This window comes from Butyrivibrio sp. AC2005, from assembly GCF_000424145.1.
GTDB lineage: Bacteria > Bacillota > Clostridia > Lachnospirales > Lachnospiraceae > Butyrivibrio.
On the sequence record NZ_AUJI01000019.1, the window covers coordinates 22790 to 37651 of the forward strand.

General features: G+C 34.4%; 9 protein-coding genes. All 9 read left to right on the forward strand.

Annotation, left to right across the window (positions count from 1 at the left end):
* The 9 genes from G602_RS0106585 (at position 1) to G602_RS31340 (ending at position 14488) form a co-directional block, all read left to right on the forward strand.
* A complete protein-coding gene (locus tag G602_RS0106585; protein ID WP_026658282.1) occupies positions 1-1401 on the forward strand; it encodes a glycosyltransferase family 2 protein in 1401 nt (466 codons plus the stop codon).
* 18 nt (positions 1402-1419) lie between these two features.
* Positions 1420-2784 (forward strand): glycosyltransferase, encoded by a 1365-nt coding sequence (locus G602_RS28670; protein WP_049945090.1) that lies wholly within the window; start codon positions 1420-1422, stop codon positions 2782-2784.
* Positions 2785-2797: 13 nt separating this feature from the next.
* Entirely contained in the window at positions 2798-4132 is a 1335-nt protein-coding gene (locus tag G602_RS28675; protein WP_049945091.1) for a glycosyltransferase, read from the forward strand.
* A gap of 32 nt (positions 4133-4164) precedes the next feature.
* Positions 4165-6168 carry a radical SAM protein gene (locus G602_RS28680; RefSeq protein ID WP_049945092.1) on the forward strand — a complete coding sequence of 668 codons (2004 nt, stop codon included), beginning with the start codon at positions 4165-4167 and terminating at the stop codon, positions 6166-6168.
* Entirely contained in the window at positions 6146-7213 is a 1068-nt protein-coding gene (locus G602_RS25530) for a glycosyltransferase family 2 protein (protein WP_049945093.1), read from the forward strand. The genes G602_RS28680 and G602_RS25530 overlap by 23 nt, the downstream gene beginning before the upstream one ends.
* A 3-nt stretch (positions 7214-7216) precedes the next feature.
* Complete coding sequence (locus G602_RS0106610) at positions 7217-8578, forward strand: glycosyltransferase (protein ID WP_026658283.1); 1362 nt, start codon at positions 7217-7219, stop codon at positions 8576-8578.
* 150 nt (positions 8579-8728) lie between these two features.
* On the forward strand, positions 8729-10384 hold the full coding sequence (locus G602_RS0106615) for a hypothetical protein (protein ID WP_026658285.1): 1656 nt from the start codon (positions 8729-8731) through the stop codon (positions 10382-10384).
* A 106-nt stretch (positions 10385-10490) separates the two neighbouring features.
* On the forward strand, positions 10491-12140 hold the full coding sequence (locus G602_RS0106620; protein ID WP_026658286.1) for an AAA family ATPase: 1650 nt from the start codon (positions 10491-10493) through the stop codon (positions 12138-12140).
* A gap of 17 nt (positions 12141-12157) precedes the next feature.
* Entirely contained in the window at positions 12158-14488 is a 2331-nt protein-coding gene (locus G602_RS31340; RefSeq protein WP_242835500.1) for an adenylyltransferase/cytidyltransferase family protein, read from the forward strand.
* Positions 14489-14862: the final 374 nt, after the last annotated feature.

Below are 14862 nucleotides of genomic sequence, written 5' to 3' on the forward strand. Positions count from 1 at the left end.
ATGGCTGAAACGTTAGAAAAAAAAGAACTATTTGGAATAAAAGTTTCTGTTGTTATGCCATCATATAACGTCTGTCAATATATTGATGAATGCATGAAAAGTGTGCTAGAACAGACTCTATATGATATAGAAATAATATGTGTTGATGCTGAATCTACTGATGGAACACTTGATATTTTGAAAAAATATTCAGAATCAGATAAGAGAGTTACAGTTATTACTACGAACGTTAAGAGTTATGGATATCAAATGAATCTAGGAATAAGTATGGCTTCCGGAGATTATATCGCTCTTATTGATACAGATGATTATATTGAGCCTAATATGTTGGAAATACTTTATGATGAAGCTCGAAATTGTGATGTTGATTATGTTAAAGGTGGAGTTAGAAATATCTATGAATCAATGGAAAGTGGTGGTGTTTATTGCAATATAGATTGGCCATATGGCGATTTCTATCGTGGATTAGCAATAGAAAAGATAATGGTTTCTCCACGCAATGTGCCATATATTATTTTTCAAGATACATATTTATGTAATGGAATATACAAATCATCTTTTCTTAAAGAAAAATTATATAATGAGTCACAAGGTGCAGCAATGCAAGATTTGGGGATGTTATTTAAAACGATAAGTAGCGCTAATAAATCCATTTATATAAGAAAAGTTGTGTATAATTATCGTAGAACTAATCCATATTCATCTGGATATAATAGAAAAGGTGTAAACTTTATAGTTTCCGAATATGAAAATATCAAAGAATACTTGGAATTGCAATCAAATGAATTACAATCGACTTTTTATCATAAAATGATTCAAATGACTAATACAATGTTCAATAAAATGGGGGCAATTGAAGAATATTGGAATGAATCAAAAGAAGGAATAGAACTAATTCGAAGAGTATTAAAAGAAAAAGAACAACTGTTTATTAACGAATTAAATAGTAATGAACTAGTAAGATACAATTACTTAATGACAAATGATTATATGTTATTAGCTCATTATATAAAAATAAATAGGACAAGATATGATTTGTTCACAAAAATATATAGAATGTGTCAAGGGAAAAAAGTATGCGTTTTTGGGGCAGGCAAATATGGAAAATATATAAATTTCATATTACGAGGATATATGCATGTTATTGATATATGTTTTTGTGATAATAATGAAGAATTGGTCGGGAAAACCATTGATGGAAGTGAAGTGTATCATTTAGATGATGTTTTACAAAATAAGGATACTTATGCATTTGTAATTGCAAATAAAAAGTATGGTTTAGAAATGATGATGCAGCTTCTAATAGGAGGGATTGAGAGTGAGCAAATAGTTATATATGATGCTGCTCCCAATCCTGTTTTTGATGTTCTGATATTGAGTAGGACATTTGATAATTGTTGATCAAGAAAAGAGGATCGTATGAGTAAAATATTAGATAGACCGTTGATAACAGTAATTATGCCTTCATATAATGTTTCGAATTATATAGAGGAATGCTTATTAAGTGTAATTGGGCAAACTTTACATGAAATTGAGATTTTGTGTATTGATGCGGGATCTACAGATGGAACGAGAGAGATAATTAAAAAGTATGAAAAGATTGATAATAGAATAAAACTAATTGATTCAGAAAAAAAAAGTGTTGGATATCAAGAAAACATAGGTATTGCTTCTGCAAAGGGAGAATATATAGGATTTGTTGAAACAGATGATTATATTTGCGAAGATATGTATGAAAAACTATATAAACATGCAAAAGCTCTTGATGTAGAGTTTGTTAAGTGCGATTATTTTGAATTTGTTACAACAGATTATGGTAAGTGTTGTTTTGGGCATCGTATTAGTAAATCAATAGGAGCTGGAGAGATTATAAATCCAAGTGTATCACCAGAAAAAAGGGTAGTCGATTCTACTATGTGGAACGGAATTTATAATACTGCATTTCTTCGGCGTAAGAACATCAAATTAAATGAAACGCCAGGAGCTGCGTATCAAGACATAGGCTTTGTATTACAAGTTTATTTAAATTCAGAAAGAGCGTCATATATTAATGAAAGCCTATATTTTTATAGAAAGGATAGCGAAAATGCGAGTGTAATCAATCCTCATGGATTATTGATGATCTATAGAGAACTCCAGTATTGTAAGGAGTATTTAAAAAATTATGTAAGTGAAGACTCATGGTGGTGGATAGTATATTATGAAAGACTTTTAGGGGGGAGTGTTTCAAGTCGAATAATAAGATATTTAGATAATGATGATGGTAAATGTGATGAACTCTATTCAACGCTTGAATTAGTACGGGATGAGTATATAGAGGGTATTGAAAGAGGGTTTATTTCAGCAACTTATACCTCGTTGAACAACGTATTTATTGCTAATTTATTAAAAGATAGTATAGAGATATATTTGAGATATTACGATAGAATACGAATAGGTAAAAAGAACTATATTAAAGATTTGGTGGAGAAAGTCATAAATAGCGAGAATACTATTATATTTGGGGCTGGAAATTGGGGCAAATTATTATATCTATTATTAAAAAAGAACGATGCTGATTCAAAGGTGACAATGTATCTTGATAATGACGAAAAAAAATGGGGGAGGGAACTTTTTGATAAACCCATTTATTCACTAGAAAGCAAAAAAAATGAATCGAGAAAATCACTCATTATTATAGCAAATGGCCCAAGTAGATTTTGCATTTATCGACAACTTATTAGTGAAGGAGTATCAGAAAAGAGTATTATCTTATTTCAACCTACTGGATTGGAAATAAGATAGTAGCGAGGTTAATATGAATAATTATCCCAAAGTAAGTATTGTTATGCCTGTATATAATGCTGAGCGTTATATAGCAAGTACGATAGAAAATTTGCTTGCGCAATCGCTGAAAGAAATAGAAATAATATGTGTGAATGATGGTTCAACAGATTCGACGTGTGATATTTTGAAGAAGTATGCAGATTTAGGTAAAATTATGCTTATGTCTCAGTTACATTCAAATGCCGGAGAAGCACGAAATTTAGGACTTGCATATGCAAAGGGGGAATATGTGTCTTTTTTGGATGCGGATGATTATTTCGAAAATGAAATGCTATTATTGGCATATAATGAAGCGATTATGACGGATGCTGACGTTGTGATATTTAGGAGTGACCAATATGACGAAAAAAAAGGTGATATTCGTTCTGCAACATGGACGATAGATGCTAGAAATATACCTATTAGAAAAGTTTTTAATGGATCAACAGTTAAGGATCTTTTTTTGAGTTTTGCTGATTGGCCATGGGATAAATTGTTTAAGCGTACGACTATTGAGAAATTGAATTTGTCTTTTCAAAGCCAACCATGTGTAAACGATTCGTACTTTGTTAAAAGTTTTTTGGCTGGGGCAGAAAGAATAATTTGTTTAGATGATGTTTTAGTACATAAAAGGGTAAATAATAAAAATTCAATTACCCATAGATACATTGATGTGGGTGGATGGAAATACTCATTTAATGCTATGTATGGACTAAGACAGAGTCTTTATGCATGGAATAAATTTGAAGTTTTTGAGCAAGACTATATTAGATTTGTTATGCATTTTATAGTATGGAATGTTAAACGCTTTATGGAGTCTGATTTTTATGAGGAAATGTTTAATGCTGTAAAAGGTGAATGGCTGAATAAACTGGGAATTAGTCAAAACACAATAAAAACATGTGATTTAAATGATGATGTTAGAGAGATTTGCGAAATTATAAGATATGATTCGAAAATGTATAAATTTATGAAATTGATACAAGCATCTGGAAATAAGGATGAATATGTGTTCCCATTTGAATTGATAGAAAAGGGTGCAAATATAGTGTTATATGGAGCGGGCAAGGTTGGCAGAAGTTTTTATAGACAGATTACTTATACTAGATATGTATCAATGGTTGCGTGGGTGGATGAGAATTATTCTAAATATGGGGGAATTGTAGAATCACCCCAAAGTTTAGATAAATTAGAATTTGATTATATTGTTATAGCGTTAAGTAGTAGAGATACGGCTGAATTTGTTAAGGATAAAATAGAGAAAAGATTAGGCAAAAAAAATAAAATAGTTTGGAGACAACCGCGAGTGGTTTTTACATGTTTATAGAAGTTTAAAGAGGGCGATGAAAGGAGCGGTATATGCTTGAATCAATGTCAGATTTGTTAGAAATTGTTGCAAAAAATGAAGGCTTTTATTTATATGGAGCAGGATTAGTTGGACGTGCGGTAGCCTCTGCTTTAGCAGAATACGGTGCGTCAAATAAAATGATAGTAGCTATTGATGCGAGGGGGGAAAAATTGAGCCCAATTGAAGGACATATAGTGCAAACTGTTTCAGAAGTAATATTTGAAGATGAGTATCCTATAATCGTAGCAACTAGAGCTAAATTTCATTTGGATATTGGGAAAGTACTGCAGGAAAAAAATGCTAAAAATGTATACTATGTGGCTGAAGACCTAAGTCGACTTCTTTTAGATAAAGTGCAACCAGATCATGTAAATGTTATGGAATGTTTAAGGCGGATTATGCCACAGCCTAGACTTTCATATCTTGTTATTGATATTTTGACTCATTGTAATCTTAATTGTGCAGGATGTGATCATTTTGCTTCTATTTCTAAGAAAAATATTATTTCAGCTGAATCAATAATAAGTGACGTTAACAGATTTGCTGAAATTATGACATCTGGTATTGATAGAATAGGAATAATGGGGGGAGAACCATTACTCCATCCGGAATTGAAAGAAATTGTTAGGGCTGTAAGAAATGCTTTTCCTAAAGCTAGAATTCAATTAGATACGAATGGAATAACATTGCTAAAGCAAGAAGACGAATTTTGGGAGGTGTGTCGGGAATCACATATTGTTATTACTAATACGAAATATCCTATTGATTTAGATTTTAGTGCGATGGAAAAGAAATGCTATGATGAGAATGTTGAGTTTGAATATTATGGCAATTCTGGTGAAGTTCAAAAGACTTTATATAAAGTGCCACTCGATATAACAGGTGGGCAAGATCCTAGAAAATCATTTATGAAGTGCTTTCATGCTAACTACTGCGTTACATTGATGAATGGAAAGCTTTATCCATGTACTATAGCTCCTAACTCATATATATATTGTGAGAAATATGGAAGGAGCCTTGAATTATCGGAGAATGATTATATAGATATATACAACAAAAATATTTCCGAAAAGGAAGTATTAAGATTTCTTGCTGAGCCTATACCTTTCTGCAGATATTGCGACATAGCGCATAGAATGAGTGGATTAAAGTGGAGGGTCAGTTCTGGGGAAGAAAGGGAATGGCGGTTTACGGATAGAGAGAAGAACCCGAAAGAGGAGTTTCGTATTAGAACACCCAGAAAAGAACTGAAATTTGAAGTTCATTTAACAGAGCATTGTAATTTAAATTGTAAGGGGTGTTTTCATTTCTCTTCTATTGCTGATCAGGAATTTTTGGATTATGAAGATTATAAACGCGATTGCGAGAGACTTTCAGAATTATATAATGGCAAAGCATCTCAAATTCTTCTATTAGGAGGAGAGCCACTCCTTCATCCAAATATAGAAATGTTTATAGAATTAACAAGAAATTGTTTCAGAAATTGTAAACTTACAATTGTTACGAACGGAATTTTGCTTCCAGATATGCCTGATAGTTTTTGGGAATGTTGTGCTAAGAATAAAGTATCTATTGAGCCTACTAAATATCCGATAAAGGTTGACTATGATGCAATTGAAAAAAAAGCAAATGAGATGGGCGTTGATATAAGTTATTTTAATAATGGAAACATTGAAAAAACACTTGTATTTCAACCTTTGGATGTAATGGGAAGGCAAAATAAAGAGGACAATTTTTATGGATGTTATAGAGCAAATAATTGCATTACTTTAAAACATGGAAGATTATACACGTGCATTATGCCTGCGCACGTAATACATTTTTCAAAACGATTTAACGAAGATCTTCCATGTTTTGAAAATGATGGGATAGATATATATGCCGCTAATTCAGCAGAAGAAATCAGTGAATTTCTGACGAGACCCATAGAAATGTGTAGATACTGTGATCTTTTGAATGTAAAGAAGGGGTTGAAGTGGGAAGTATCTAGACATGAACGCTCAGAGTGGGCTTGAATGTCGAGATATAGATTTATATAACAAAAAAGGAAATATTTACATGTGTAAAGTTTCGGTTATAATGCCATCATTAAATGTTTTCAGGTACATTGATGAGTGTATTTTAAGTGTTCTTAATCAAACACTATCTGATATAGAAATACTATGTGTGGATGCGGGATCTGATGATGGTACATTAGAAAAGTTAAAGTTATATGAAAAGAAAGACAACAGAATAAGGATAATAGAAAGTAAAAAAAAGAGTTATGGATATCAAGTTAATATCGGGATTGCCGCTGCGAATGGCGATTATATTGGTATAGTTGAAACAGACGATTTTATAGAACCTAATATGTATTATGAATTATATGATGCTGCCATAAAATATGATTTGGATTGTGTTAAAGGTGATTATTGGTACACCATTGGTGAAAAGGATAATTATATAAGAGAGCGAAAGTATGCATTAAGAGAGCAAGCACAGTACTATGGAAAGGTAATAGGGAATGATGTGCGTGATAAATTTCGTGGATACATGTATACATGGGCGGGAATTTATAAGAAGGATTTTTTGACATCAAAACATATAATGCATAATGAGACGCCGGGAGCTTCGTATCAGGATAATGGTTTTTGGTTTCAAACTATGATGTATGCAAACAGAATTATGTATATCAATAAGGCATATTATAATTTGAGGAGAGATAACCCAGAATCGTCTTTTTTTTCAAAATCAAAGTTGAGGGCTATACATGATGAATACGACTTTATACGCAAAAAAATAGTAGAAGGAGAATTTGAAGATAAGCAAATACTATTGCAATACTGTTTTTATTATCGTTTTATTCATCAAATTGGACGTTTGGATAAAGTAGATAATGAAAGTGTATCAAAATGTTACAATCTTTTGAAAAGTGATGTAAGACTAGCTGCTCTATCAAATGAAATTGATGAAGGACTATTTAATGAATGTTTGAAAGCCTTTTTTAGTTATGTAAAAAATAATAGTCTTCCTATTAGATATTCGGAATTTTTAGTGGATTATTTGAATAGTCAGGAATGAGATATGATAAGATTATCGATTATTTTGCCATCATATAATGTCGCAGATTATATAGAAGAGTGTTTAAATAGTGTTCTTGCTCAAGAGATTGGACCCATTGAAATAATATGTGTAGATGCATGGTCTGATGATGGAACATTGGAAATAATAAATAACTATGCTGTTAATGATGGGAGAATTAGGCTGTTTTGTAGTGACATTAAGAGTTATGGGAAACAAGTTAATATTGGTATAGAGGCTGCAAGAGGAGAATATATTAGTATTATTGAAACCGATGACTATATAGAACCCAATATGCTAAAACATTTATACTGGAATGCAAAGAAGAATAAGGCTCAAGTGGTTAAGACGGAATATAAGATGCTTTATGGAAAGGGTGACGAAGAATTATGTGAAAATGCTTTTTATATTCCTAAAAATATAAGGACACAGTATGCTTTTGATACTGATGTTGAAGCTGTAGTTCATAATTGGGATAGTTATATTTGGAATGGGATATATCAAAAGGATTTTTTAAATGCATATAAAATTAGAATGAATGAAAGTCCTGGAGCAGCATATCAAGATATAGGATTTCAGCATAAGGTATTAAATTATGCTGATAGAATAATGTATATAAGGGGAAATTACTACAATTATAGGGTGGCGCGTGAAGGAGCTTCTTCGCTTAATCGTAATTGTCTTAGGTATGTTTATCAGGAGTATAAGAATATTATTGAAAGCACATGGTTGAAAAAAGGACATTTTCCGTTTGTGCTTTTGAGAATGCATACGGCATTCACACGTGAAATAGGGAAAGCATTAATGTTTGAAGAAGCAGAAAGAGATCCTGATATTGATGAAGAATTTGAGTGGTTTATCAAAACTATTGTTGACAACAATGAAAAATTGCTGTTTTCGAGAAACATTCTATCTGACGAACAGATAGAATGTTATAAAAAGATTTTTGATAATTATAAAGAATATAAGGCAAAACAGGAAGAGGAGATTTTATTTATTAAAAGATGGTATCGAGAATTTACTACCAGATTAGGGGACTTTGATCTGGTTCTATTTGGTTGTGGAAAACGTGGGATAGCGTTATGTCATTTTTTTCTGCGTAATAAGTGCAAGCTGGTAGATGTAGTAGATAATGATTGTAATAAATTGGGGAAGGCATATGGCCCATTTATAGTTTCGAATCCTAAAGATGCAATAAGAAAGCATCCAGATGCAGTGTTTTGTATCAGTAATAAAAATAATACACAGGAAATATGTAGCCAGCTAAAAGAAGCTGGAATTAAAGATAATCAAATAGAATTACTTGTAGGAGATTTTGAAAGTATTCCATCTATTGCACAGCGACATCCTGAAATTATTACTTAATATGGCAGGATTGTGTGATGATTAATAATTTGCAATGGAAGATTAAGTTGTCTCGTATATTATGATATATGAATATCAGCAACTACACCTATACAAAATAAGCAGTGCTTTATGGAGTATATGAGAATATAGGAAAGTATAATAGCATTTATGGCAGGAGGACAGAAAAAAGGTGAAGAAATAATCATAATAGACTCAGAGTTACTTAAGCAAGTAAATATAAGTACGAATGGATATGCCGTACTGGCAAGTGGAGTTTTTGACAAACATAATGCAAATGGCGTATCAGAGCATGAGTTGTATGGCCCCGGATCTTATTTACATATTTTTAGTCAGAATAATAAGCTAGTAATAGCCCAAGATTTTCTCGGTTCCTGGGGCTTATATCTCTACAAGAAAGACAATTACTTTGCAATTAGCAATTCTATTCTTGATCTAATATCCTATTTAAGCAATAAAGTAGAACTCACCTTGAACTATGATTATGCAAATGAGCTTATCTTAAGCCCATTATCCAGCCGGGCATATAAGGAGACGATAGTTAATGAGATTGAACTTCTTGATAAAGATGTACGGGTTATTATTGACATAGACAAGAAGCGCCTCGAACTTGAGCATATTGACTATGGTGAGACGTCACTTGGAATCGACACTTTTGAAGGAATGCAACAGCTTGATAAGTGGGCTTTGAAATGGGGACGAATAGTCAATGGGCTTACTAAGAAGACAGATCAGATACAGTTCGATTTAAGTGGTGGCTTTGATACGCGAATGGTTTTAGCACTCCTTCTTGGAAATGGGGTGGATATAAACCGGATTCGCGTAAACTCTATGGAGGATGGATTACATACTCATTCTGAGGATTATGTTATTGCGAAGAAGATAGCAGATGACTTTGGTTTCAAGCTTAATTCCAGGAAGCTTAGAATGGATTCAAGGCCATATACTGCAGAGGAGAGTCTGGCCATATCGACCAGAGTAAAGATGACTACACATAAGGAATTTTGCTATCCGGTTCGTAAATATAAGTATAAAAGATATAATATTAGCGGTGGAGGAGGTGAGATGATCCGTGGTCAGTACGGATGCACAGAAGCTCAATTTATTGAAAAAGAAACAAGGGCAGCAGATAGATTTTCAGAGCCACTATGTAGTAATCTAAAGGAATCATGTAAGAGGCTGTATCATAGAAGCTTTAAGGCACTAAGAGAAAAATATGGTAGCTCAAAATGGTCCTCTGATGGAATCATGTATTATGTAAATACCAGATGCAGAACACATTTTGGGAGAGTAAATGCGGAGGGCTTTTTTGCTAACAGATATACACTGGCTCCACTTATGGATCCGGATCTCTTGAAGCTTCGCATATCAACTGATGAATGTAAGGATCCTAATCTACTGATGGCTATTATATTCACTAGGTATTGTGATAAACTGCTAAACTATGAATTTGAAGGTGGTAGAAGTATTGACGCAGGGACAATCGAATATGCCAGAAGTTTAAATAATAGGTTTCCTTTTCATAGAGATACTTCTGATGATGTAGAAATAGATGTTGTTACTATGGATGAGAGTGTCATTCCTGAGCCTGATACATCAGCGTCGTGGAAAGAGATAGATGATATATTACTGAAGCGATTTAAATCAGATGAAGTTAAGGAAATATTCAGTAAGTATTTTGATATGGAAATATACGAATATGCCTTAAAGAATGCAAGAGAAAAGGAGTACTTCCCACTACGAGAGGTGTACGCGGTGATGGGGATAGTAGAAGTGCTCAAACTGATAAATACTAGTAGGGAATAAGATGGTTGAACCGCTCGTCGCAATTGCGGCGAGATTTTTCATTTAGTATAATATTTTTATCGATAAATTGTAGGGGATGGCTCCAAGTAGCCATTAAGGAGTAGCGTTGGGTACATATATAAATCCTGGAAAATTTCAATTTGAAATAACACTTAATTCTGAAATATATGTTGATAAGACAGATATGATTCTATATCTGAATACTCTTGTAAATACAGAGCAGAGATATGTTTGCGTATCTAGGCCCAGACGCTTTGGTAAATCTGTTACTGCAAATATGTTATGTGCATATTATGGTGAGGACGAGGGTAATTTTGAGCTGTTTAATGATAGGAAGATTGCCGAAGCAGAGTCTTGGGACAAGTATCTGGGGGAATTCCAGGTTGTGAGGTTGGTTATTACTGACTTTATGAAGAAAAAGTCAAAAAGACTTTCTATTGCTGATATGATAGATAATATCAACGAGAAGGTAGCAGGGGAAATATCGAAGGCTTATACAGATGTGGATTTTTCTGATAAAGAAGATTTGATTCAGACAATGGAAGATCTTTATCAGGCTAAAAAGAAGCAGTTCGTAATTGTTATAGATGAGTGGGATGCTGTTTTCAGAGAATACAAAGAGGACTTAGAGGGGCATAAGCTCTATCTGGATTTCTTAAGGGACTGGCTTAAAGGGAAGAGTTATGTAGCACTTGCTTATATGACAGGAATTCTTCCTATAAAGAAGTATGGGAAACATTCAGCATTAAATATGTTTGATGAGTATTCAATGATTGCACCGATGCAGCTTGCAAGATATACGGGATTCACTGATAAGGAGATGACCGATCTTTGTAAAACTTATAATATGAGCATTAGTGACATGAAGGAATGGTACGATGGGTATTTGATCTCTGATGAGATTCCGGTTGAATTTAGAAAGGCCTATAGATCGGGTGATTATCATGGGAATAATTATCATGAGTATAGTCCGTTATCTGTTGTAAATGCTCTTCGAAGCGGAATTATCCGAAATTATTGGAATCAGACTGAAACGTATGAGGCATTGGCCGAGTATATCAATAAGGATTTTGACGGCCTGCGGGAAGTTGTTGCTATGCTCATGGAAGGTGGAAGAGAGAAAGTTTCTATTGGCAATTACCAAAATGACATGACCACCTTCAATAGCAAGGATGATATTCTGACACTTCTTATTCATCTTGGATATCTTGGGTATGATTTTGATAATAAGGAAGTCTTCATTCCAAATAATGAGATTTTGGATGAATTTAAAAACTCTACCAAAGCGCAGAGTTGGGATTATTTGTTTGCGATATTGCAAAAGTCACAGGATATTCTGGAAGCTACTTGGAATCTTGATGAACAAAGGGTTGCTGCGCTTTTAGAGGAAGCACATAATAAAGCGGATAATAAAACATATAATAGCGAAGCTGCGCTTAGTTATGCAATTCAGCTGGCATATTATAGTGCTCAGAATTACTATACGTCAGTACGCGAATTGGATAGTGGGAAAGGCTATGCTGATCTTGTATATATTCCGGCACCTGAGTATTCAGATAGACCCGTGTTACTTATTGAACTTAAATATAATGAGCGAGCTGAAACAGCGATAGATCAGATTCTAAGAAATGATTATCCACAGGTGCTTGAGCACTATAAAGGGAATATATTGCTTGTGGGGATAAATTATGATAAAGATACCTCGCCTAAAAGCGAAGGTTATAAGCGCCATGAATGTAGGATATTGAAGGCTTAGCTAAAGTAAAGAAAAGTATGAACGAAACTCATATTTTAAAAGAACTAAAGAAGGGTCTTATAGCCTGGTATGATTTCAGACCGGGTTCTAAGGTGCTGTATATAGGTGATGCGTCAGATGCTATTGCAGAGTATCTGACTGCGAAAATGGGAGAGGTTTTTGATTCTGATGGAAATCAGATTGGTCAGAACCTCTCTGTTGTTATAGCACCCATTACAAGGGTGGTTACTAAAGAGTTTTGTAATGCTTACGCAGGTGCTTTTGACTATGTGATCTGTGTGGCCGGTGCTGAACTTGTACCTGACTTAGAGGGTACTTTTAATGCTATCAGAATGATTTGCAGCGAAGGTGCTGTATGCCTATTTGGTATGAATAACCGCATGGGAGTAAGGTATTTCTGCGGTGACAGGGATATCTATACTGATAGGAATTTTGATGGTGTTGAAGGTTACAAGAATGTCTCTCTTACAAGAAACGAGCCTTTTGCAGGCAGGATGTATGATAAGGCTGAGATAAGGGATAGCCTTGTTCGGAGCGAAGCAAAGCATATAAAGTTTTATTCGTTATTATCTGATTTGGATAATCCTATTTTGATGTTTGCAGAAGGATTTGTTCCAAAGGAAGATCTGACTACCAGGCTTTATCCTGTCTACAATTATCCGAAGTCTGTTTTCCTGGAAGAAGAAGTGTTATATAAGTCACTTGTTGAGAATGACATGTTCCATCAGATGGCAAACGCATATCTTGTGGAGTTTTCATTTGATGATGAAGTTGTTTTATCGGATGCGCTCCAGATTACCAGCTCAATGGTTAGGAGTGCAGCTGATGCTATGATTACTATTATCCATAGTGATGATACTGTAGAGAAGATAAATGTATATCCTGAGGGTAAGGATCGCTTTTCACGAATGCTGACTTATGCTGAAGATTTGAAGGCACATGGGCTTAAAGTGGTTCCAATTGAGCTTACTGATAGAGGTGTGAAAATGCCTTATATTGATGCACCTGTGGGGCAGCTTTATTTAAAGAATCTTTTCTTAAGTGATATGGAGAAATTCTTTAAGGAGATGGATCATTTCAGGGATCTGATTTTATTGTCCTCGGATCATGTGGGTGAGAAGATGAGCGATGAGCTTGGGGTTACCCTTAAGCGCGGATACATCGATCTTGTTCCGCTTAATTCTTTTTATATTGATGGAGATTTTGTTTTCTTTGATCAGGAGTTCAGAGAAGATAAGTATCCGGCAAATGCCATTATAGCAAGAATGGTTTCTACTTTCTATGCGGGAGGTTTTGGCTTTAAAGGTTGCATGACCAGGGATGAGCTTTATGCAAGGTATGGACTTGCTCCTAAGATTACTGAATGGAGAAAGTATGAGATCAGATTCCTTAATGAACTTAGGAATGATGGTGAACTTGGTAGTTATTATAAAAAGCATAGAAAGAATGGTGGAGTTGTAAGTGCTAACAGGTTCAGACTCAATTTTTCCACAGATGATTATTACAGATTTTTTATAAATATATTTGATAAGGCAGATACAAGGAAGCTGATTCTGTTTGGCTCAGGGAAGTATGCGACAGCCTTTATGGAGATGTATGGCCGTGATTACCCGGTATATGCCATTGTTGATAATGATGAGGAGAAATGGGGAACGGAGCTAGAAGGAGTTAAGATTTATTCTTCGGAATATTTGAAAGAGCTGGATGGCGGCGAATATAAGGTGATGATCTGCATTAAGAATTATATGTCTATAATGCACCAGCTTGATGAGATGGGAGTTGTTGAATACAGTGTGTATGATGCCACAAAGCTGTATCCGAAGAAGAGATATCCGGTTGTGGAGGAATCTGGGGATGGAGTTACAAGTAAAGTCCAAAATGAGGGGGATGGATTAGCAAAAGATAATAGTGCTAAGAAGTATCACGTCGGTTACATAGCTGGTGTGTTTGATCTTATCCATGTCGGTCACCTTAATATGTTCAAGAAAGCAAAGGAATACTGCGATTATCTGATTGTGGGAGTAGTTACGGATGAAGGTGCAGCTAAGCATAATCATAAGAAGACTTTTGTACCTTTTGAAGAGCGTATAGAGATGGTTCGCGCATGCAGGTATGTTGATGAGGCGGTTAGGATTCCTGTGGATCAGAACGATACTCAGCATGCTTTTGAAATGTATCATTTTGATGTGCAGTTTTCAGGAAGTGATTATGTATTTAACCAGAGCTGGCTTAATAAACAGAAGTGGTTGAGGGAGCATGGTGCGGATCTGGTGTTCTTCCAATATACGCAGAGTACAAACTCCAGTAGTATTAAGGCTTTGATTGAAAAGGAATTGATAGGACAATAATCCGTAAATTTTAGCGCTGAATAATAATTATTGCATGTCGAACAAATGTGCGATAAAATAATCAAGGTGCTGCCATTTACGGTAGGCGGTTGGCTCTTTGCCGGATAATCAACAATCCGAGAACTCTCAGTATTGGGAGGGATGCGTATGAGAAATCTTGACAGGAGCAAACTTGGTGATAGAAATTGCGATTACTCTTGTGAGTATTGTAGTTACGGTTATCAGTATCATCGTAACAATCATCAGTATTTACAAAGAATCAAAAAAGTAAGCATCAAAAAAGACCGCCAGTACTCTGCAAAAGCTGCGGTCTTTTTGATTTGTAGTAATTAACAGGGTCAACCGTCTATCGGCAGCACCTTTTATATGTATAT